The following is an 18,980-nucleotide window of genomic DNA, read 5'->3' on the forward strand; positions in this document are numbered from 1 at the left end:
ATACGTTATTATAAAGGCTATTAGAAAACTTGTTCTACTTCCACTACGCCGGGAACTTCTTCAAGAAGAGCACGCTCAATCCCAGCTTTTAGCGTAATGGTCGAACTTGGACAGCTTCCGCAAGCTCCTAGTAATCGTAATTTTACAATTCCATCTTCTACGTCAACTAGTTCACAGTCACCGCCATCACGAAGAAGAAACGGACGAAGCTTATCTAGAACATCTTGAACTTGGGCTTCCATTGTTTGGTCAGACATTGCAATCGACTCCTTTCCTAATCATATTATAATGCGAAGATAGTAAAAAATCCAACTGTAGCTTGCGGAAAAATAATCTATCTTATTCAAGTAAGCTAGGAACAGGTGAATGGTTTTAAAAAGTTATCGAAATGAAGCTAAAAAACTAAAATAAAGGAGGAAGAGTATGGTAAAGAAAGAAATTGAGATAGAAGTATATGGGGCGGAACAGGTTTGTGCAAGTTGTGTAAATCTTCCCTCTTCGAAAGATACGTGTGAGTGGCTAGAAGCTGCTTTAACGAGAAAGTTTCCTGAGCAGAACTTTAAAATTTCATATATCGATATGTTTAATCCTCCAGAAAATATTAAGCAAAAAAGCTTTGTAGCAAAGATGATTGAAGAAGATTTATTTTATCCGCTTGTCATCATTGAGGATGAAATCGTTGCAGAAGGAAATGTGCGCCTTAAAAAAGTGGTGGAAGTGATGGAGAAATACGGATATAAAGCTTAAGGGATATATAATGGAAAGAAAATAAAAAAACTGACCCGTTTGGAAGCTTGTCGCAACTTCTTGGGTCAGTTTATGAAATCTTGAATCAACCGTTATGGTATTTATACATCCATAGAATTCCTGATTTCATCAGGCGTGCTACTCTTCCAGTAATAGGACGATTTGCCACAAGACCGAAACCTTGTTTCTTCCCAAGGGAACCCAATGTCCCTTTTAATTTCATGGTAGGGAAGCTTTCTGGAAGTGGTTCATTTGCCCATTTTTTTACAAGGACTTGGACGATTTGTTCAGCTTGTGATTCCGCTAATTGGGCACTTGGTGCATGCGGCAGGCTAGCACAGTCGCCGACTACAAAGATGCTATCATTAGATGGAAGGAAATGCTGAGGCGTCAGTACTGCTCTACCTTGACCGTCTTTTTCAATATCCATATCGCGGATTATTTTACTTGGCTGAATGCCAGCTGTCCAGACGATGACGTCACTTTGAACGGCTTCATCGCCATTATAAAGAAGGTTTGGTTCAACTTTGGTTATATTAGAATGATGAATAATTTCAATTGTATGTTTATCAAACCAAGATTCGACAAAGGTACTTAATCTTTCTGGGAATGCAGATAGAATATGTGGTCCACGGTCAAATAGCTTAACATTTAAATCAGAACGACTCTCAATCAATTCGCTGGCTAACTCAACACCGCTAAGTCCTCCACCAATTATTGATACAGTTGCACCAGCACCTAAATTATTCAATGCTGAATATGTGCGACGTGATTTATCAATGGTTTGGATACTATAAGTATGTGTGTCTGCACCAGGAATATTGTGGTATTTATCTTCGCAGCCAAGGCCAATAACTAAATCATCATAAACAACAGGCTCTTGATTTTCTAAAATAACTTGTTTATTTTCCATATCGATGGAAAGTACTTCTCCGTATACGTTCTTCAAGCGAGGATGTTCTGGAAATGCAACACGGATGTGCTGATCAGGAATGGTACCTGCTGCTAAAGCATAATATTCCGTTTTTAAGCAGTGATAAGGATTACGGTCGATAAGCGTGATGCTCACATTTTCAGGAAGCTGATTAGGCAGCAATCTTTGCAACATGCGCATACCACCATAGCCACCACCAAGTATGACTAAATTCTTCATATGTTTTTTTCCCCTTTATTTGATCTCTTGAAAAATTTGTTAATTATTTCACTTGTAAAAGTAAATGTCCTACTATAGGATTCCCCCAAATGAATCCCTTTAAAATTTAATTAAATATATATGCCCCAATTTAATAAGAATAAAAATAAATAAATGATTTTCTTGTTTTACATACCCCGACAAAAGTATAACGAATATAAAGGGAAATCACAACTGGTATCTTAAAATCGGCTTATATTTTGTGCGTAAATATTGACTGTATATGGAAGATGTAATAAGATGAATTGTTAATAACGATGAGGTGAAACAATGTATCCGATTATTGAATTTTGTGTAAGCAATCTAGCCAGTGGTGCTCAAGAGGCTTTGGAAAGATTAGAACGCGATCCTAATTTAGATATTATTGAATATGGTTGTCTGGGTCATTGTGGTAGATGTTCCAGTAACTTATACGCACTTGTAAATGGTGAAGTGATTTTTGGGGATACAACGGATGAACTGGTAGAAAAAATATATAAGTTTATTGATGAGTATCAAATGTTTTAATCATCAATAACAATCAAAAAGGCTATTCCTTTTGGGGTAGTCTTTTTGATTGTTATAAAATAGGAAAAGATTCATTATCCATTGAGCGGAGCGACACTGATTGTACACGATTCTTCTTTGATTTCCTGCCAGAGGTCCTTAGCCATTTGAATAATGACCTTAAAAATACCAGTGAGGGTAAACAAAAATATTATAGAAGAGGGCGTTGATAGTGGAATCAGCATAAATGGGACAAAAATCTGTATCATATTTGGCTACTTTAACAAATCGAGAGCGTACCCTTTTTGTAGTTGATGTTTTTTCGACAGAAGACATTCCATGCTTTTGTCATATAGAGGCCCTTTTAAGATTAAGGCTATTTGCTCGGTTCATTATACCTACATACCTTATAATAACCTAATTTTTATTAAATGTTGGTAAAATAGGAGATGGAAGATTAATTTTTTCGAGCTGGAAAATTGAGCGGGTGAAATTCTTTGGTATATACTATAAGGAGAAATTGTCTATCTCACATATCAGAAGAAGGAGGGATTTATTGTGAGTGAAGTTGTTCAAATAACGGAAGCTGCTGCTTTTCAGATAAAAGAAATGATGAAGCAAAATGGTGAAGAAGGTTCCTTTTTAAGAGTGGCTGTTAAAGGCGGAGGCTGCAGTGGATTATCCTACGGAATGGGCTTCGAACAAGAGCCCGGAGAGAAAGATGACCAGCTGGAACAGTTTGAAATTAAGATCCTTGTGGATAAAGAGGATGCAGATATATTGAATGGAACAGTGATTGATTATAAACAAACGATGATGGGTGGAGGGTTTACAATTGAAAACCCAAATGCTATCGCGTCATGCGGTTGTGGGTCTTCTTTCAAAACAGCAAAGAACGCTGGTACACCGGAGAATTGCTAAGAAATCTTGATTGTTGAAAAAAAGGTGAGCACTTTTTAAAGTGCTCACCTTTTTAATGCTTATTAATTAAGCGATACTTTATATATTGTGGAGCTTCCTTGATTGGAAGGTTGCCGCTGGAAATCTCAAATGTTTTATTAAATGTGACAGAATGAGCAAGAACTGTAGCAACGTCGGCTCTTGGAATTGATTTGTGGGGATGGTCGACTTTTTCCTCAGCTGTGATTGTGCCCACAGCTTTGTCATTGGTCAATGCTACTGACGGACAATGGTGTAAGTCATTCCACTTGCTTTTAAATGTTCATCCGCATCATGTTTTGCTTCGAGATAGTGGCGAAGTGTTTCTTGAGCTTGTTGTGGATTATCAGAACCATCAGAGCTTATCATTACAAAAAGATTGATACCTTTCATCTTAGAAGCATCAATTAGTTTAATTGCCCTATTCTTATCCACAGCTGTCGTTTTATCGGGTCCTGTTTTTGGTCTGGGTCCGGCTGTAAATATGATCGCTTTCATGTTATCCACTGCTTTATCCACATTACCCCCTAATCTGCAAGTATAGGGTGTCCGAGCTTGTAAGCCATACACTGTAAGTTGTGGATTTTTTGATAATTCTTCAATAATATATGCATTCCAGTTGTTCCGTTAGCTCCTGCAATTAAAATATTCATATGTGCATTCTTTTTTCTCTTTTACTAATATTCTCTACCCGTTATAAAACAAGGTTAATACTGTGGATAATTCATGAAAAAAATAGTTATCCACAGTCGGAAAATGGGGACAATAAAAAAACCGGCTTTGATTATGCCGGTTCATGCGTTGTATTGAAAGTTTGTTTATTAAAACATAGAGGAGCTGTGCATAGGCTGGACTTTTGCTTTTGGATCAATATATTGCTTAGCATGATTAACAGCGGTTGGAGCCTCGCCAAAACCACTTGCAATTAATTTGACTTTGCCGTCATAGGTTGCAATATCTCCTGCAGCATAGATTCCGGGGATGTTTGTTTCCATTCTGGAGTTCACTAAGATGCTATTTTTCTGAATATTAAGTCCCCATTCTTTAATGGGACCCAGAGAAGAAACGAAACCGTAGTTGACAATAACTGCATCTACTTCTAAAGTTTCTGTATCTTCACCATTCGTATCCTTAAGGACCACTGTATGGATTTGATTTTCAGTACCAATCAATTCTGCAGGTATGTAAGGGGTTTTTATTTCAACTTTTGAATTTTTAAGATTTTCTACACTATGTTCGTGGGCACGGAACTTATCTCTTCTGTGAACGATACTTACCTTCTCAGCGATAGGCTCAAGCATTAGTGCCCAGTCGACTGCTGAATCCCCGCCTCCGAAGACCACCACTTTTTTGCCTTCAAAATGATTAAGGTCATCGATGAAATAGTGCAGGTTGTTGCTCTCGTATTTTTTTGCATCTTCAATTTCGATGCGGCGCGGTTGGAATGCTCCATTCCCAGCTGTAATAATAATAGTTTTAGAATAATGAATTTCTTTATCAGTCGTTAGCTTGAATACGCCATCGACTTGCTTTTCTACTTGTTTAACGGATTGTTCTAAGACTACGGTTTGTTCAAATTTTGCCATTTGCTCTTTCAAATTATTGACTAATTCCTGAGCGCGTACTTTAGGGAAACCTGCGATATCATAAATGAATTTCTCAGGATAAAGGGCTGATAATTGCCCGCCTAATTGTGGGAGACTCTCAATGATTTTCACGGATGCTTGTCTCATGCCACCATAAAATGCAGTAAATAGTCCGACTGGGCCGCCGCCAATGATGGTAATATCATAAACTTTTTCATTAACTTCCAACGTTATCCCTCCGATATACTAGGTTTGCTAAAATTTATTCTCTTATTTTACCATAGATAAAGTTTTAAAAAACGGAGAAAGATTCGAAAAGTGAGAAAGTTTTGACAATAAGAGAGGCGTGCTAAATAAATTAGAATGAGAATGTACTTCGCTATCCTATGTCAAGTAGGTAAAAGTGCTCTTTCTGCTATAAAAAGAGTAGTAAAATACTGCATAACCACTAAGTAATTAGTGTCATTTTTTATCTGTATTTTAATTAAGAAAAAATTCAGATTGTTACTTGAAAAAGGTTAGGAAAACGACTAATATTTACTTAGACATCATTTTGTAAAATTTTTATGAACTTTTTATGACAATTTTGAAATAGTACGTGAAATAAGTCACAAGTGTATAAGAGTGCTTTTTATAATGGAAATTATAAGATAGTCAATAGATTTTAGTTATGGGAAGCATCACAAGAAAATATCGTAAAGGTGGACGAATACTTTTGAAAAAGCCAACTATCGTTGTTTTAGGAGCAGGTTATGGTGGATTAATGACCGTTACTCGTTTACAAAAAGCATTAGGTCAAAATGAAGCAGAAATCGTATTAGTTAACAAAAATGATTACCACTATGAAACAACCTGGCTACATGAAGCATCCGCTGGAACTCTTCACCACGATCGTGTGCGTTACCCAATCAAAAGTGTAATCAACAGCAGTAAAGTTAAATTCATCCAAGACTCTGTTTTAGAAGTTAAAACAGAAGATAAAAAAGTTATTCTTGAAAACGACGAAGTTTCTTATGATTTCCTTGTGGTAGGACTCGGACCAGAATCTGAAACTTTCGGAATTCAAGGGTTAAAAGAATATGCTTTCTCTATCTCTAACGTAAACACTGCACGTAAAATCCGTGATCATATTCAATTGCAATTTGCTACTTACAGCTCAGAAGTTGAGAAAAATGAAGATCGCTTGACAATCGTTGTTGGTGGAGCAGGATTTACGGGTATCGAATTCCTTGGAGAATTAGCTAACCGTGTCCCTGAACTTTGTAAAGAATACGATATCGATTTCCAAAAAGTTCGTATGTACTGTGTAGAAGCAGCACCAGCTGTTCTTCCGGGTTTCGATCCAGAATTAGTGGACTATGCTGTGTCTTATCTTGAGAAAAAAGGTGTGGAATTCAAAATCGGTACTCCGATTAAAGGTGCTACTCCTGAAGGTATTATCGTTGCAAAAGGCGAGGATGAAGTAGAAGAAATCAAAGCAGGAACTGTAGTATGGGCAGCTGGCGTACGTGGTAGCTCAGTTATTGAAGCTTCTGGCTTTGAAGCAATGCGCGGACGTATTAAAGTAAACCTTGATATGCGTGCACCAGGTCATGACGATATCTTCATTGTAGGTGACTGTGCATTAATCATTAACGAAGAAATTAATCGTCCATATCCTCCTACTGCACAGATCGCTATGCAACAAGGTGAAGTTATTGCGAAAAACCTCACTAAATTAGTACGTAACCAAAGTGATCTTGAGACTTTCACATTCGAAAACAAAGGAACTGTATGTTCACTTGGTGATGACAATGCGATTGGCGTTGTATTCGGCAAGAAAGTTACAGGAAAAACCGCTTCATTTATGAAGAAAATGGTTGATAATAGAGCGTTATTAATGATTGGTGGAGCCTCTCTAGTTGCTAAAAAGGGTAAATTCAACGTCCTTTAATTTTAAAATATATTCCGAAAGCCGTTTGGGGATTTCCCCTGAATGGCTTTTTTTTTATTATATGGAAACATCTCAATCTTTAGCAAGTATGTGTTCTTGAAATAATGATACTCACTTTGTGAGAGATGAGGAGTATGTGCCATTCAGATGTGGAACACAATGAAAAATAAGTAGTGGTATAGAATAGATTGATAAAGTTTTGTACGTTACAGACATATTATTGAATTCATCCCAAATAGATGCTAATAAATTGATTAAGTCAAACCCTTGAATGAACGGATAGTATCTGTCTCACTTTTGTACGTTCTCTGTGGTTTTATGGGAAAAATGGGTTTACACTACTAATAGTGGAAATTAAATAGAGGGAAGTGGGATTTGGTGGAACGCTGCAAAAATGTTTGGCTGGCTGTGTCTGGTCTTGTGATATCCGATACGGGTGAATGGCTGGTCGTCAACAAACGTTACGGCGGGTTGAAGGGGCAGTGGTCTCTTCCTGCCGGTTTTGTCAAAAATGATGAAACAGTTGATAAAGCTGTCATAAGAGAAGTGTTAGAGGAGACAGGCATTCATACAGAAATCGAAGGCATGGTAGGAGTAAGAAGCGGGGTCATTAAAGGGGAAATAAGTGATAATATGTTAGTGTTTTTACTTAAGCCGCTTAGTTTTGAAGTGACCGCTCAATTGGATGAATTGTATGAAGCTAAATTTTATGATCCTGATTTACTCATACAGGAAGGCAAGCAATCTTTATTATTAGAACAACTATTGGCCTTTAAAAAGGAAAGAATGCAGACGATGCTGGACGGGTTAAACCCGGGAAATCAATTTGGGTATACATCGTATAAATTATTTATGTGATTTGGTTAATTATCGTTTGTTCGGTATTATTTGGTATTAAGTCGTTGACGTACCAATTATGTTTTCAGTAAACTAAAAGTGTTGCTTTAAAGGAGGGTCTAGAATAACATGCCATTGCCTGTTTTAATTATCTCAATACTCTTATTTTTTATATTATTTTTCGGTATAGGCTTTTTGCTTAATATGCTCTTTCGTTCTTCATGGATCATGGTCATCTTATTTCCAATCGTTTTCATCATCATTGTTAATGAAACTAAGCTAATCGAATATTTCAGAAATCCGGGGATTTCTTTTTCGCAGCTTGGGACTAACCTTACTTCCTTGCATACTGCGGATATTATAATTTTATCAAGTGGATTACTTGGAGCGATTTTAGCTGGAGTCGTTATTAAGACTTTAAGAAATAAAGGATATCAAATGTTTTAAATATGAAGGACTGTCATTTATCGGCAGTCTTTTTTTATTTTTTGTACAAAAAAAAAATAATTGTTTTTATGTTTTATGAATACTTTCACTAGGGGAAGGGAACAAATATCCTTGTGAGAGGAGTGAAACAAATATACATGAAGATATTAAAGATATTATTTTTGAGGGTTGCTATCATCATATTATTTATCTTAGCTATTGAATCAACCTTAAATCATGTTTTTGGAGCATCGTCAGAAGTTCACCCTTTAGAGGATGCTGTGAGACAAAATAGAATGATTGGTCTCGAATATAAAGCCGTACATAGAGGGAGCCATGTCACAACACTAGTGGCCTCCGCTTCAATGAGCAATAGTCCAGCAACTATTGAAGAGGCAATCGAGCTCTCTAAATATCCTAAGCATGAGGTTTTGGCAACAGGATATACAGCAGGGTATGAGTCGACAGGAAAGTATCCGGAAAGTCCATCTTATGGGATTACATATTCAGGGGTGAAGGTGAAGAGGGATTTGTTTTCCACCATTGCTGCTGATCTTACTATTTTTCCGCTAGGCACCATCCTTTGGATACCTGGTTATGGGTTTGGAGTAGTAGCAGATAAGGGTGGAGCGATTAAAGGAAATCACCTCGATCTATACTACGAAACGGTACAAGATGTGTATGAGAACTGGGGAAAGAAAACCCTAGAAGTATATATTGTGCAAAAAGGGAATGGAAATTTATCAGAAGAACAATTAAACAAGTTGAATGAAACCAAAGTTAGGCAGGTTTTTAAGCATAAAATTGCCGAAAAGGCATTAAACAAAAAGGTTTCTTCCTTTGCCTTTTAAAAGCTAACTAGATGACTATTAAAATTCCAATCGACGGAAATCAGGAGTTCAAAAAAAGGCTGACTCAACTTGGGAGTCAGCCTTTTTTGATGTAATTTTTGTTATAGCAGATGCTTTATTAACTTACCTAATGCCGCTGTAGGCCTCAGGGTGAAGAGTCATGGCCAGCTTTGATAATCCATCTAGTAAACGGGGAGAAGGCCTGCAGAATAAAGGTTCCTCCATAATATGAATGTTATTATCTCGGACAGCCTTTATCTCTGCCCACCCTTTCCGTTTCTTGACCAGCTCAGGTTTTACTTTTCGTAAAGGAACACCGACCCAGGCTAAACAAATATGATCAGGATTCTTTGTTTGGACCTCTTCGGAAGGAACCTGAATACTTGCCATATCTATCTCTTCAAAAAGATTATACCCACCGGCCAGTCGGCTGATCTCTGTTAACCAGTTAACCCCCCCAGGGCTGAATAGGGGATTAGGCCACCATTCCCAATATAGGGATGGCTTTGTTTCGATTTTGTCGGCAATCGTTTTATATTGCAAGATAGTCGCCCGGAATTTGGCAGCCTGTTCCTCTGCTATATCCTTAGCATGAATGGCCTTGCCAAGTGTCAGCAAGTCCTGGGCGATATCTTCAAGCGATTGCGGGTTGAAAATAATATAAGGGAGATTTCTTTCCTTTAGTCCTTCAATATTTTTTTCCATGCCAGGTACACTCAGTGAAGCCAGCACCAAATCAGGCTTTAATGATTCTACGAGTTCGATATTTATCGACAAATCCGGACCGACTTTTGGCAGATGCTGAATGGATTCAGGCCAATCTGAATAGTCATCAATTGCAATCAGCTGTTCTTCAATACCCAAATATGTGCAAAGCTCTGTATTGCTTGGGCAAAGAGAGATTATTTTCATGTTAACCACCTACCCTTGAAAGATAAAAAAGTGAAGAATAAGTGCAATGAATACTCCTGTTAAGGCACCGAAAAAGACCTCAATAGGTTTATGGCCTAGCAGTTCCTTCAATTGTTGCTGTTTCTGTTTCTCTGCTTTTTTCTGCCAATTCTTTGCTTGCTCGACAAACGTATTAAAGTCTGTTACGAGTTGATTTAAGACAGCCGCCTGTTCTCCTGCCTGCCGTCTTACTCCAGTCGCATCAAACATCGTGATGACAGCGAATATGGTAGCAACGGCAAAGACCGGGGAGTCCATTCCGGTTTCTATCCCCACGGCTACGGTAAGAGCGGACACGGCCGCTGAGTGGGAGCTTGGCATACCGCCAGTCGAGTTAAGAAGTGACCAGTCAACTTTACGAAAAGCGATAAAATGAATGGGTACTTTAATGAATTGAGCAAAGAAAATGGCAATTAATGCTGCGATTAAAGGGAAGTTAAAAAATAATTCCAAAAGTATCAGCCTTCTTTCTGATTATAAAATAACGTTGAAATCTATATAAAGGTAAATGAGTAATCTTGCTTCTTTCATCGGACGATTTGGTCCTTATTATACTTTCCATCAAATCCTGTCGATTACCTGCTTGTAAGAGTAAATATGATCTTTCTTATACTATTTCTCTAAAGGTGGGTATTCTAAACTATATCTCTTATTATTATTAACATTGGTGTCATTATTCGAAAATTTCGGAAGATTTCGTTATAATAAAGATAATCGAACGGAGGAGGTATCAGAATGTTTACAGTAAAAAGTTCCTTGAATATAGATGTAATCGACGAATGCCTGATTATAGGCGTTTTTGACCGGCCCATAAAATTTACCGGTATAGGAAAAGAAGCCGATGAGAAATTATCCGGTCAACTTACTGAATTAGTGAAGGCAGGTGAAATCTCTTTCAAGAAAAAATCAGTTGTAAAAATACATACATTAGGAAAATTAGGTGTAAAGAGATTGATCTTTGTAGGGTTGGGCAAGGATAAAGAGCTTACCCTTGAAACGTTGCGTGAAGCTCTGGGTAAATCGTGTAAAACAATTGCAAAATCAAAACTTACGACGCTTTCGATAGCTTTGGATACATTTACGACTGAAAACTTGGATGCACTAGATGCTGCCCACGCCTTTTCTGAGGCTTTCGAGCTGGCTTCCTATAAGTTTGCGGGCTACAAACAAAAGTCGAATCAGGCTGAAAAAAATATTGAATCAATTACGGTCTATAGTGAATTTGATAACGAAGAAGTTGGAGCTGCCCTTCATGTTGGCCGTATTTTTGGAAGAGCAACGAATTCAGCCAGAACATTGGTTAACACACCAGGGAATTTGTTGACATCAAAGGATCTAGCTGACTATTCATCTACTTTAGGTGAACGTTATGGTTTTGAAGTAGAAATCCTTGAGAAAGAAGACATGCTCAAGCTAGGTATGGGTGCCCTTCTTGCAGTTAATCAAGGGTCGGTCGAACCTCCGAAAATGATTGTTCTTAAGTATCAAGGCAAAGAAGAATGGACAGATGTTATCGGGTTGGTGGGAAAAGGCATCACTTTTGATACTGGTGGCTACTCATTGAAAACGAAGGCTGGAATCGTCGGAATGAAGACGGATATGGGAGGAGCGGCAGCAGTTTTAGGTGCAATGGAAATTATAGGTGAATTAGGACCGGATCAAAATGTCGTAGCTGTCATTCCTTCTACTGATAACATGATCAGCGGCGATGCCTTTAAGCCGGATGATGTGATTACTGCCATGAGCGGCAAAACGATTGAGGTATTGAATACTGATGCGGAAGGACGACTTGTTTTGGCGGATGCTATAACGTACGCTAAACATCATGGTGCAGAATATCTTGTTGACGTTGCAACCTTAACTGGTGGTGTTATAACGGCCCTAGGTATGGATATGACGGGTGCAATGACCAATAACGTGGAATTCTATGAGCAAGTCCTTAAAGCCTCAGAGGAAGCGGGAGAGCCGATGTGGCGTCTGCCAATTACCGAAAAAGACAAAGAACGGGTGCGCAACAGTAAAATAGCGGATTTGAATAATTCACCAGGTGGAGCTGGACATGCAATCATGGGCGGTGCCTTTATAGGTGAATTTGCCGAAGCAACTCCATGGGTGCATCTGGATATTGCCGGAACATCCACGACCTCGATTAGTTCCGAATTATGCACAGCGGGGGCTACTGGAGTCATGGCACGTACGCTCGCACTGTTAGTTGAAACTTTCGAATCGTAAACAAATGAACATTAATGAACCGAAGCCGAAAAAAGGGCTTCGGTTTTTTGAAAAGATGGGTCATTACCTACATATTACTCCATTTCAAGTTGACGATGATACGAGCTTCATCCCCTGTTATCGAATGGAAATCAAAGCGTATTCCATCAGGGCTATATATGATGTCAGGTACGGTTTTGACGCCTGTCTTTCGAATCATATCGATCACGACAGTCTTTTTTGATTCTTGAGCAGCAGTCATTAACCTGGTGGAGAAGGGCATGGATGTGGCTATAGTATCCACGAGTTTTTTTACATCGAGTAGTAAAGATTGCGAAGACTTTGCTGATTTAACTAACAGATCTGGAGTAGCGGCCGAGAAGGGGCGGAACATTGGTCCTTCGGATTTTCGATACATATTCTCTGTCTTGTCACAAATCGGAAAAAGGTCAGGGTCGTATAAAAAATAAGGGAAATCCTCCAAAATCTTGCCTTCCTTTCCTGAGTCTATCTATAGACACGTTTTCTTTATACGTTAAAATATGTATTATAGATAGCTGATATGATAGCGGTTTGAGAAAAACCTACTTGAAAATTAGAAACAAACACACACTATTATTTGTAAACTCATTCATTGACAGGTATAGTGTATAGTAATATACTTACTTACCTAAAGTAAGGGGCAGGCTCACTATAAATTATAAAATAGGTGATGTTATTATGAATATAACCAAGCAAACAAAAGACCTTTTAATAGATAAAATGAACATCATTAAAACTCCAGGGAAAGATGATCTATGCCTTGTGGGGCCGGTGAATCTTCCAGTTGAACAAGGGGATTTCTCTACTGTTTTTCAATGGTATACATGGCTCCAGTTAGATGGAACTGAGAACGACAAGGAAACAGTACTTGAGTCGCTTTCAGAAGCCAATCTGGCTTTTGGTCAGCAATCTTCTGTATTGGTGTACGGTGATTTCCAGAAGTCGGAGGATGCACTAGTCCGTATGCATAGCATCTGTCATACAGGGGATATCTTTGGCAGTAAACGCTGTGATTGCGGATACCAGCTTCACCAATCAATGAAGATGATAGCCGACCATGGTTGCGGCGCTATTTTTTACCTTGCAGACCATGAAGGAAGAGGGATAGGCTTGTTCTCGAAATCCTTGGCATATTTGCTTCAACAAGAAGGTTATGACACTGTTGAAGCGAATCAAGCTTTAGGATTTGAAGACGACACACGGTCGTATGAGGGTGCCATTCGGGTATTGAGAGAACTGCGTGAGAATCCAGTAACTTTGATTACGAATAACCCGAAAAAGTTGAATGCTCTTAAAAAGCATGGACTTGCGGCTAAAGACCATATCCCGCTTTGGGGCGGTTTGACGGACGATAATAGTTTCTATCTGGATACAAAGGTTAAGAAGTCTGGGCATATTCCGCAAAAGAAGCCTACTTTAATTGTGTAAGGAGAGTTGAGGCTATGAATAATGATCAATATTACATGAAATTGGCGCTTGATTTAGCGGCCAGTGCTAAAGGAAAGACGAATCCGAATCCAGTAGTTGGGGCAGTTATAGTTAAAGATGGTGTCATTGCCGGAACGGGGATCCATCGTAAAGCGGGTGAGCCGCATGCGGAGGTTCATGCGTTTAAAATGGCTGGGGATTATGCGAAAAATGCGACTCTTTACGTCACTCTTGAGCCATGTTCTCATTATGGAAAGACACCTCCGTGTGCTAATTTAGTAAAAGAATCAGGTGTACGTCGAGTTGTAGTGGCTACACAAGACCCAAACCCTGAAGTTGCAGGAAGAGGAATTTCAATTCTTCGGGATGCAGGAATTGAAGTGGAAGTCGGAGTTTTAGAAAAGGAAGCCCAAAGACTAAATGAGCGTTTTATTCACAATATGATAACAAATCGTCCATTTGTCATTTCTAAATATGCGATGACGCTCGATGGCAAGCTTGCGACCCATACAGGCCATTCTAAGTGGATTACAGGAGAAGAGTCTCGCCATTCCGTTCATCTTCTTCGTGATGAAGTCGATGCTATTCTCATCGGTATTGGGACTGTATTGGCTGATAACCCATCCTTAACGACTCGGCTTCCAGAAGGTGGAGGGAAGAACCCAATACGAATTATTTTAGACAGCGAACTCCGTGTTCCATTAGATGCCAATGTTGTTCAGGTATCGGATGCTAAAACCGTGATTGTGACGCAGGAAAATGCATCTGTAGATAAAATTGCTGCCTTAAGTGAAAAGGGAATTGAATTCATTATTGTTCCAAGAACAGATGCGGGTTTGGATTTGAGAATTCTGATGGAAGAACTATATAAAAAAGGAATAACGGATGTCTTACTTGAGGGCGGAAGCGAAGTAAACGCCTCATTCCTAAGGGCAGGACTCATCGATAAGTACTTGATCTATGTCGCACCTAAACTATTAGGCGGGAGAAACTCGCTTACACCATTTAGCGGAATCAATGTAGATACAATGGATGAAGCAATGGATGTATCCATCTCTAGTGTGGACATGTCTGGAGAGGATATCTGTATCATTGCTTATCCTAAATAAAAAATAGACAACAGGTGAAAAAGCATGGTGGTTAAATCAGATGTATGTATTGTCGGATCAGGACCAGGAGGAGCGCTATTAGGCTACCTATTGGCCAAACAAGGCATATCAGTCATTCTACTTGAGAGGCATTCAGAAGTAGCAAGAGAGTTTCGGGGTGAGTTTTTAAACGATGAAGGAGAAAGCATTCTTAAAAAGCACGGCTTATTCGAGGATGTGGAAGAGCTTGGCTTGCTTAGAATGGAGCAAATTGAATATTGGCAGGACGGCCAAGTATTTAAGAGGATTTTTCCCGAAGTTACTAAAGATAACCTTGGCATCCATGTCCCTCAGAATCACCTGCTTACTGCTATATTGAATGAAGCTGAAAAGCTCGATTCTTTTCAATTGATGATGAACACACGGGTGACTGACTTAATTCAGAACGAAATGGGCCAATTTACCGGTGTGGAAGCTCGAAAAGAAGAAAACAACATTAGAGTGGAAAGCTCATTGATTATTGGCGCGGACGGCAGATTTTCAACTATTAGAAAGAAAGCGAAAATTCCTGTGGTAATTAAAAACCATGGCTATGATTTGCTGTGGGCTAAGATTCCTGCTCCACAGGGATGGAAACCTTCCATCAAGATGGCTTTGGTCAATGATTCCCAGCTTGCTCTCTTCACTCAGGCAGGAGGTTTCATACAAATCGGGTGGAATATTGAACATGGTTCGTATCCTCATCTGCGAAAACAACCCTTTGAGCCATTTATTGAAAAATTGATATTAGCCTTCCCAGAGTTAAAGAGTGTGGTGCGAGAAAATATTCACTCCTGGCAGGATTTTATTTTATTGGATGTTCACAGTAGCTATTGTGAAACGTGGACAAAAGATGGGGTTGCTTTATTGGGCGATGCGGCCCATACGATGACACCTACAGGCGCGTTTGGCCTTAATTGTGCCATGAAGGATGCAGATATATTAGCTGATCTTATTCAAGAATGCATCAAGCAGCAGGATACCAGCTTTTTTGGTCTGAAAATGGCTGAGCCGAAAAGAAAAGCCGAGATTGAAAAATTACAGGCCGTTCAGGTGGACAAGGAAATTTCATTCGCATCACAGTTTGCCGTTTATGTTTGAATGAGGAGTGAAGGATATGAAATTTGGTTTTGATATAGACGATACTCTTATTAATTTGAGGGAGTTTGCGTTCCATCTCTATAATAAAAAGCTTAATAAGAATGTAGAGTTAACGGAATTCAGGGCATTAAAAACGCTAGAGATCCATGAAGCTTTCGGGTTGGATAAAGAGGCAGGAGGAAAGATGTGGAACAGCCTTGCCGAAGAAGTCTATTATTCATCCTGTCCAGCCTTTGAGGGCGCAGTAGAGACGTTACAGGAGCTTGAAAGCGAAGGACATGAGATATACTACATTACCGCCAGAAAATCGGAGCATGGTGAACGGACGAAAAAATGGTTGATCGAAAACGGCTTTCCAGTTAAGGACGAACATTTTTACTGCGGTATGAGGGATCATGAAAAAATTGAAACGATTCGCGAATTGGAATTGGATTATTACTTTGATGATAAACCGGCAGTTTTGGAAACATTATTGGATATTCCAACGAAAGTATATGCTATGGATAACTCCTATAACAGAGAAATGGATATTCCAAGATTGACAAGTTGGTTTGAACTGAAAGAGATTCTTTCAAAGTAACGCACGATCAATATAGGATGAAGGATGACTTGATTAAACGTGAGTCATCCTTTTTATATATAATAATCTTTATGCGTTATTCTGTTGTATTACTTAATGAAAAGGTAAAATTATCTAGATAGTAAAAAAACAAAATGTGGGGGTATAGAGATGGAGATTAATATCGAAAGGTCACTGATCGGTACGCTTGGAATTGAAATGAAAGAAATAAGTGATGGGAAAGTCGTTGCGACGATGCCAGTTGATGAACGAACAAGGCAGCCGCTTGGTTTATTGCATGGAGGAGCATCTGTAGCCCTTGCAGAAACAGTCGCAAGCGTTGGTGGAATACAGCTTGTTGATAGTACGAAACAAGCGGTAGTTGGTCTTGAAATCAATGCCAATCATGTAAGAGGCGTGCGTTCTGGTCATGTTATCGCAGAAGGGAACATAATCCATCGCGGGAAGTCAACAATGGTATGGGATGTGAAAATCAGGGATAATCAAGATCAACTTATCTGCATCTCACGCTGTACGTTAGCAATAATTGATTTACCAAAAAGTGAGTAAAATGAATGAAATTGATTTTAGAAATAACGCAGTGTTTTTGTAATCTAGTTCCTTTTCTTGATTCTACATTTCTTGGGTTAAGTATAGTAATGTTGTAGGCCTTTATTGTTTAGAAAGGAGTTTTCTCTTATGCTGGTTGGTCATGTACAAGAGATAACCCGTCACCCGGTAAAATCGTTTACAGGGGAACAGGTACAAAAAACTAAGGTTATGGGATATGGATTATATGGAGATCGCAGCCATGCCTTTAAAGATAAGAATGGAAAGTTCTTAACGATTACTCAAGTTCCTGAAATGGTCCGTTATCAAGCCGTTTTTTCTGGAGAGGAAGCTCTGGACCATTATCCGGAAATTCAAGTGAAGACTCCTTCAGGAAACGTGTTAACCTGGGGAGATACAGCCTTTCAAGAAGAAATGGATCAGCTGTTAAAACAGGAGGCATCATTCGTTGAGTATTCACCGGCACATATTCCACTAGGAGCGATTGAAGAAGAGAGCATCTTACTTGTGAGCGACGCCTCGATTGCCAAATTGACAGAGCTTTGGGGAAAAGAAGTAGATGGCAGGAGATTTAGACACAATTTGGTGCTGTCACTAATGAACAAAAAACCCTTTCTAGAAGAGAAGTGGTTCGGAAAGAGACTTCAAATCGGAGATCATGTTGAATTGGAAATTAAAAGGCATTGTGAGCGTTGTATGATTATAACAGTCGATCCAACCGATTCAAAAAGAGATCCATCTCTTTTAAAAACAGTAGTCAAAGAAAGAAAAAATCATTTTGGCGTGTATGCCTCGGTAATTCGAACTGGTGAAATCAGTTTGGGAGATCAAGTATTTTTAAAGGATTAAGACATACAAAAGAGCTGCCCCTTTCAACAGGGCAGCTCTTTTGGTATGGATATAACGAATCATCGGTTCTTCTTCAAATCATCCTGGACACTTTTATCCCACATTTTAACACCGGAATGGTAAGCGGAGCGGTTGATTAAATGTCCGGCTACGGGGCTTGTCATGAAGATAAAGAAAATTGCAAGCACGACACGGAAATCGAAGTGGCTATGCTTATAATAAAAATATAACAATGTGCCGATCAGGATGAACATGATTCCGAGTGTTGAGCTTTTGGATGCAGCGTGATTTCTTGTATAGACATCAGGCAGTCGAATGACACCGAAAGCTGAGACTAAAAAGAGAAATACCCCAATTAAAATGAATCCAGCTGATAGGATTTCAACGATTTCGATCATTTTCGATAATCTCCCCTTTCTCAAGGAATTTAGCGAAAGCGACCGTTCCGATAAATGATAGGATTCCGAGCAGCAGAATGGCTTCAAGATAAGCGCTTGTATCCATAACGATGGAGGCAAGCGCTACGATTGCAATAAGGTTTATACCCATCGCATCAAGTGCAACGACCCGGTCCGGCACGGATGGTCCTTTAATTAAACGATATAAAAAACCAATCATGGAAAGGGAGACACCGAGCAACGCGATTTTAAGTAAAAGATCAAACATTATTTGCTCACCTCCATAATCGCTTTTTCAAATGTATTTTTAATGCTGTCTACGGCTTCTTCTTTGTCGGCGATATCCATCGCATGGATATAAAGAATTCGATTATCTTCTGAAACTTCAACGACAAGTGTTCCGGGGGTCAGTGTAATTAAATTTGATAGTATCGTAATTTCCCAATCTTTTGTAAGCACGGTCTCGAATGCAAATATGCCAGGCCTCATATCCAGTTTGGGCTTAAGCACGACCTTAAGGACGCTAACGTTTGATAATATGAGCTCCCTGGCGAAAATCAGGGTTAATTGAATGACAGCTTTCACCCGATTCAGGTAAAAACGCTCAGTGAAAAAATGACGGAAGACAAACATGATACCGAGCCCTAATACATAGCCGATGATAAAGGTGCTCCCGTTAAATTCATTTTTTAAAAACATCCAGATAACCGCCAGGAACACATTCAGTAAAATTTGAAAGGACATCAG

At 39.1% G+C, this 18,980-nt stretch carries 26 protein-coding genes; 14 read left to right on the forward strand and 12 right to left on the reverse strand.

What is annotated here, in order from left to right; genetic code table 11:
• Nucleotides 1-20 precede the first annotated feature (20 nt).
• Nucleotides 21-257: a NifU family protein gene (locus AKG34_RS24355; protein ID WP_053348710.1), complete on the reverse strand. Its 237-nt coding sequence runs from the start codon at nucleotides 255-257 to the stop codon at nucleotides 21-23.
• Between the two features lie 166 nt (nucleotides 258-423).
• On the opposite strand from AKG34_RS24355, the gene AKG34_RS24360 reads away from it, so the two are divergent.
• Nucleotides 424-747 carry a YuzD family protein gene (locus AKG34_RS24360; RefSeq protein WP_053348711.1) on the forward strand — a complete coding sequence of 108 codons (324 nt, stop codon included), beginning with the start codon at nucleotides 424-426 and terminating at the stop codon, nucleotides 745-747.
• A gap of 85 nt (nucleotides 748-832) precedes the next feature.
• Here the strand turns inward: AKG34_RS24360 and AKG34_RS24365 are convergent, their stop codons facing one another.
• Nucleotides 833-1,900, reverse strand: a complete 1,068-nt coding sequence (locus tag AKG34_RS24365; RefSeq protein WP_053348712.1) for an NAD(P)/FAD-dependent oxidoreductase — start codon at nucleotides 1,898-1,900, stop codon at nucleotides 833-835.
• Nucleotides 1,901-2,209: 309 nt separating this feature from the next.
• Here AKG34_RS24365 and AKG34_RS24370 point away from each other — a divergent pair, with 309 nt between their 5' ends.
• The gene (locus AKG34_RS24370; RefSeq protein WP_053348713.1) at nucleotides 2,210-2,446 is read left to right on the forward strand and encodes a YuzB family protein; all 237 of its coding nucleotides are present in this window, start codon (nucleotides 2,210-2,212) and stop codon (nucleotides 2,444-2,446) included.
• Between the two features lie 159 nt (nucleotides 2,447-2,605).
• Here the strand turns inward: AKG34_RS24370 and AKG34_RS29785 are convergent, their stop codons facing one another.
• On the reverse strand, nucleotides 2,606-2,761 hold the full coding sequence (locus tag AKG34_RS29785) for a DUF2225 domain-containing protein (protein WP_152952403.1): 156 nt from the start codon (nucleotides 2,759-2,761) through the stop codon (nucleotides 2,606-2,608).
• Nucleotides 2,762-2,983: 222 nt separating this feature from the next.
• Between AKG34_RS29785 and AKG34_RS24375 the strand changes: the two genes are divergently transcribed.
• Nucleotides 2,984-3,346 carry a HesB/IscA family protein gene (locus tag AKG34_RS24375; RefSeq protein ID WP_053348714.1) on the forward strand — a complete coding sequence of 121 codons (363 nt, stop codon included), beginning with the start codon at nucleotides 2,984-2,986 and terminating at the stop codon, nucleotides 3,344-3,346.
• 52 nt (nucleotides 3,347-3,398) lie between these two features.
• Here the strand turns inward: AKG34_RS24375 and AKG34_RS24380 are convergent, their stop codons facing one another.
• From AKG34_RS24380 to AKG34_RS24390, 3 genes are all read right to left on the reverse strand, one after another.
• On the reverse strand, nucleotides 3,399-3,599 hold the full coding sequence (locus tag AKG34_RS24380) for a Rossmann-fold NAD(P)-binding domain-containing protein (RefSeq protein WP_053348715.1): 201 nt from the start codon (nucleotides 3,597-3,599) through the stop codon (nucleotides 3,399-3,401).
• 2 nt (nucleotides 3,600-3,601) lie between these two features.
• A complete protein-coding gene (locus AKG34_RS24385; protein ID WP_053348716.1) occupies nucleotides 3,602-3,883 on the reverse strand; it encodes an NAD(P)H-binding protein in 282 nt (93 codons plus the stop codon).
• A gap of 302 nt (nucleotides 3,884-4,185) precedes the next feature.
• On the reverse strand, nucleotides 4,186-5,178 hold the full coding sequence (locus AKG34_RS24390) for an NAD(P)/FAD-dependent oxidoreductase (protein ID WP_053348717.1): 993 nt from the start codon (nucleotides 5,176-5,178) through the stop codon (nucleotides 4,186-4,188).
• A gap of 487 nt (nucleotides 5,179-5,665) precedes the next feature.
• On the opposite strand from AKG34_RS24390, the gene AKG34_RS24395 reads away from it, so the two are divergent.
• The 4 genes from AKG34_RS24395 to AKG34_RS24410 all read left to right on the forward strand — a co-directional run bounded on the left by AKG34_RS24395 (nucleotide 5,666) and on the right by AKG34_RS24410 (nucleotide 8,997).
• A complete protein-coding gene (locus tag AKG34_RS24395; RefSeq protein ID WP_053348718.1) occupies nucleotides 5,666-6,883 on the forward strand; it encodes an NAD(P)/FAD-dependent oxidoreductase in 1,218 nt (405 codons plus the stop codon).
• A 378-nt stretch (nucleotides 6,884-7,261) separates the two neighbouring features.
• Entirely contained in the window at nucleotides 7,262-7,741 is a 480-nt protein-coding gene (locus AKG34_RS24400) for an NUDIX domain-containing protein (RefSeq protein ID WP_180320490.1), read from the forward strand.
• 108 nt (nucleotides 7,742-7,849) lie between these two features.
• Nucleotides 7,850-8,167: a YuiB family protein gene (locus tag AKG34_RS24405; RefSeq protein WP_053348720.1), complete on the forward strand. Its 318-nt coding sequence runs from the start codon at nucleotides 7,850-7,852 to the stop codon at nucleotides 8,165-8,167.
• 137 nt (nucleotides 8,168-8,304) lie between these two features.
• Nucleotides 8,305-8,997 (forward strand): stationary phase survival protein SpsC, encoded by a 693-nt coding sequence (locus tag AKG34_RS24410; protein ID WP_053348721.1) that lies wholly within the window; start codon nucleotides 8,305-8,307, stop codon nucleotides 8,995-8,997.
• Between the two features lie 123 nt (nucleotides 8,998-9,120).
• Here AKG34_RS24410 and AKG34_RS24415 read toward each other — a convergent pair whose 3' ends face one another.
• On the reverse strand, nucleotides 9,121-9,909 hold the full coding sequence (locus AKG34_RS24415; protein WP_053348722.1) for a cobalamin-binding protein: 789 nt from the start codon (nucleotides 9,907-9,909) through the stop codon (nucleotides 9,121-9,123).
• A gap of 9 nt (nucleotides 9,910-9,918) precedes the next feature.
• Nucleotides 9,919-10,401, reverse strand: a complete 483-nt coding sequence (locus tag AKG34_RS24420; protein WP_053348723.1) for a divergent PAP2 family protein — start codon at nucleotides 10,399-10,401, stop codon at nucleotides 9,919-9,921.
• Nucleotides 10,402-10,683: 282 nt separating this feature from the next.
• On the opposite strand from AKG34_RS24420, the gene AKG34_RS24425 reads away from it, so the two are divergent.
• Complete coding sequence (locus AKG34_RS24425) at nucleotides 10,684-12,180, forward strand: leucyl aminopeptidase (protein WP_053348724.1); 1,497 nt, start codon at nucleotides 10,684-10,686, stop codon at nucleotides 12,178-12,180.
• Between the two features lie 67 nt (nucleotides 12,181-12,247).
• Here AKG34_RS24425 and AKG34_RS24430 read toward each other — a convergent pair whose 3' ends face one another.
• Nucleotides 12,248-12,643: a YuzC family spore coat inner layer protein gene (locus AKG34_RS24430; RefSeq protein WP_053348725.1), complete on the reverse strand. Its 396-nt coding sequence runs from the start codon at nucleotides 12,641-12,643 to the stop codon at nucleotides 12,248-12,250.
• A 236-nt stretch (nucleotides 12,644-12,879) separates the two neighbouring features.
• Here AKG34_RS24430 and AKG34_RS24435 point away from each other — a divergent pair, with 236 nt between their 5' ends.
• The 6 genes from AKG34_RS24435 to AKG34_RS24460 all read left to right on the forward strand — a co-directional run bounded on the left by AKG34_RS24435 (nucleotide 12,880) and on the right by AKG34_RS24460 (nucleotide 17,835).
• Nucleotides 12,880-13,629, forward strand: coding sequence for a GTP cyclohydrolase II (locus AKG34_RS24435; RefSeq protein ID WP_053348726.1), 750 nt, complete (start codon nucleotides 12,880-12,882; stop codon nucleotides 13,627-13,629).
• Between the two features lie 14 nt (nucleotides 13,630-13,643).
• The gene (gene ribD, locus AKG34_RS24440; RefSeq protein WP_053348727.1) at nucleotides 13,644-14,738 is read left to right on the forward strand and encodes a bifunctional diaminohydroxyphosphoribosylaminopyrimidine deaminase/5-amino-6-(5-phosphoribosylamino)uracil reductase RibD; all 1,095 of its coding nucleotides are present in this window, start codon (nucleotides 13,644-13,646) and stop codon (nucleotides 14,736-14,738) included.
• 24 nt (nucleotides 14,739-14,762) lie between these two features.
• On the forward strand, nucleotides 14,763-15,857 hold the full coding sequence (locus AKG34_RS24445) for an FAD-dependent monooxygenase (RefSeq protein WP_053348728.1): 1,095 nt from the start codon (nucleotides 14,763-14,765) through the stop codon (nucleotides 15,855-15,857).
• A 16-nt stretch (nucleotides 15,858-15,873) separates the two neighbouring features.
• Nucleotides 15,874-16,437, forward strand: coding sequence for a 5' nucleotidase, NT5C type (locus AKG34_RS24450; protein ID WP_053348729.1), 564 nt, complete (start codon nucleotides 15,874-15,876; stop codon nucleotides 16,435-16,437).
• Nucleotides 16,438-16,587: 150 nt separating this feature from the next.
• Nucleotides 16,588-16,986, forward strand: a complete 399-nt coding sequence (locus AKG34_RS24455; protein ID WP_053348730.1) for a hotdog fold thioesterase — start codon at nucleotides 16,588-16,590, stop codon at nucleotides 16,984-16,986.
• A gap of 129 nt (nucleotides 16,987-17,115) precedes the next feature.
• Nucleotides 17,116-17,835 (forward strand): MOSC domain-containing protein, encoded by a 720-nt coding sequence (locus AKG34_RS24460; RefSeq protein ID WP_053348731.1) that lies wholly within the window; start codon nucleotides 17,116-17,118, stop codon nucleotides 17,833-17,835.
• A 59-nt stretch (nucleotides 17,836-17,894) separates the two neighbouring features.
• On the opposite strand, the gene mnhG is transcribed toward AKG34_RS24460, so the two are convergent.
• The 3 genes from mnhG to AKG34_RS24475 are packed head-to-tail and all read right to left on the reverse strand — an operon-like array spanning nucleotide 17,895 to nucleotide 18,977.
• Complete coding sequence (gene mnhG / locus AKG34_RS24465; protein WP_053348732.1) at nucleotides 17,895-18,233, reverse strand: monovalent cation/H(+) antiporter subunit G; 339 nt, start codon at nucleotides 18,231-18,233, stop codon at nucleotides 17,895-17,897.
• Nucleotides 18,217-18,453 (reverse strand): Na(+)/H(+) antiporter subunit F1, encoded by a 237-nt coding sequence (locus AKG34_RS24470; RefSeq protein ID WP_376110396.1) that lies wholly within the window; start codon nucleotides 18,451-18,453, stop codon nucleotides 18,217-18,219. Before AKG34_RS24470 ends, mnhG begins: the two co-directional genes overlap by 17 nt.
• Nucleotides 18,454-18,500: 47 nt before the next feature.
• Entirely contained in the window at nucleotides 18,501-18,977 is a 477-nt protein-coding gene (locus AKG34_RS24475; RefSeq protein WP_053348734.1) for a Na+/H+ antiporter subunit E, read from the reverse strand.
• Nucleotides 18,978-18,980 lie beyond the last annotated feature (3 nt).

This window comes from Peribacillus butanolivorans (assembly GCF_001273755.1).
GTDB classification, from domain to species: Bacteria; Bacillota; Bacilli; order Bacillales; family DSM-1321; genus Peribacillus; species Peribacillus butanolivorans.

What these genes read in the sequence shown, in the direction of transcription:
- AKG34_RS24355 (WP_053348710.1), bottom strand. Translation starts at nt 257, where the DNA reads ATGTCTGACCAAACAATGGAAGCCCAAGTTCAAGATGTTCTAGATAAG.
- AKG34_RS24360 (WP_053348711.1), top strand. Translation starts at nt 424, where the DNA reads ATGGTAAAGAAAGAAATTGAGATAGAAGTATATGGGGCGGAACAGGTT.
- AKG34_RS24365 (WP_053348712.1), bottom strand. Translation starts at nt 1,900, where the DNA reads ATGAAGAATTTAGTCATACTTGGTGGTGGCTATGGTGGTATGCGCATG.
- AKG34_RS24370 (WP_053348713.1), top strand. Translation starts at nt 2,210, where the DNA reads ATGTATCCGATTATTGAATTTTGTGTAAGCAATCTAGCCAGTGGTGCT.
- AKG34_RS29785 (WP_152952403.1), bottom strand. Translation starts at nt 2,761, where the DNA reads ATGTCTTCTGTCGAAAAAACATCAACTACAAAAAGGGTACGCTCTCGA.
- AKG34_RS24405 (WP_053348720.1), top strand. Translation starts at nt 7,850, where the DNA reads ATGCCATTGCCTGTTTTAATTATCTCAATACTCTTATTTTTTATATTA.
- AKG34_RS24410 (WP_053348721.1), top strand. Translation starts at nt 8,305, where the DNA reads ATGAAGATATTAAAGATATTATTTTTGAGGGTTGCTATCATCATATTA.
- AKG34_RS24415 (WP_053348722.1), bottom strand. Translation starts at nt 9,909, where the DNA reads ATGAAAATAATCTCTCTTTGCCCAAGCAATACAGAGCTTTGCACATAT.
- AKG34_RS24425 (WP_053348724.1), top strand. Translation starts at nt 10,684, where the DNA reads ATGTTTACAGTAAAAAGTTCCTTGAATATAGATGTAATCGACGAATGC.
- AKG34_RS24435 (WP_053348726.1), top strand. Translation starts at nt 12,880, where the DNA reads ATGAATATAACCAAGCAAACAAAAGACCTTTTAATAGATAAAATGAAC.
- ribD (WP_053348727.1), top strand. Translation starts at nt 13,644, where the DNA reads ATGAATAATGATCAATATTACATGAAATTGGCGCTTGATTTAGCGGCC.
- AKG34_RS24445 (WP_053348728.1), top strand. Translation starts at nt 14,763, where the DNA reads ATGGTGGTTAAATCAGATGTATGTATTGTCGGATCAGGACCAGGAGGA.
- AKG34_RS24450 (WP_053348729.1), top strand. Translation starts at nt 15,874, where the DNA reads ATGAAATTTGGTTTTGATATAGACGATACTCTTATTAATTTGAGGGAG.
- AKG34_RS24455 (WP_053348730.1), top strand. Translation starts at nt 16,588, where the DNA reads ATGGAGATTAATATCGAAAGGTCACTGATCGGTACGCTTGGAATTGAA.
- AKG34_RS24460 (WP_053348731.1), top strand. Translation starts at nt 17,116, where the DNA reads ATGCTGGTTGGTCATGTACAAGAGATAACCCGTCACCCGGTAAAATCG.
- mnhG (WP_053348732.1), bottom strand. Translation starts at nt 18,233, where the DNA reads ATGATCGAAATCGTTGAAATCCTATCAGCTGGATTCATTTTAATTGGG.
- AKG34_RS24470 (WP_376110396.1), bottom strand. Translation starts at nt 18,453, where the DNA reads ATGATTGGTTTTTTATATCGTTTAATTAAAGGACCATCCGTGCCGGAC.
- AKG34_RS24475 (WP_053348734.1), bottom strand. Translation starts at nt 18,977, where the DNA reads ATGTCCTTTCAAATTTTACTGAATGTGTTCCTGGCGGTTATCTGGATG.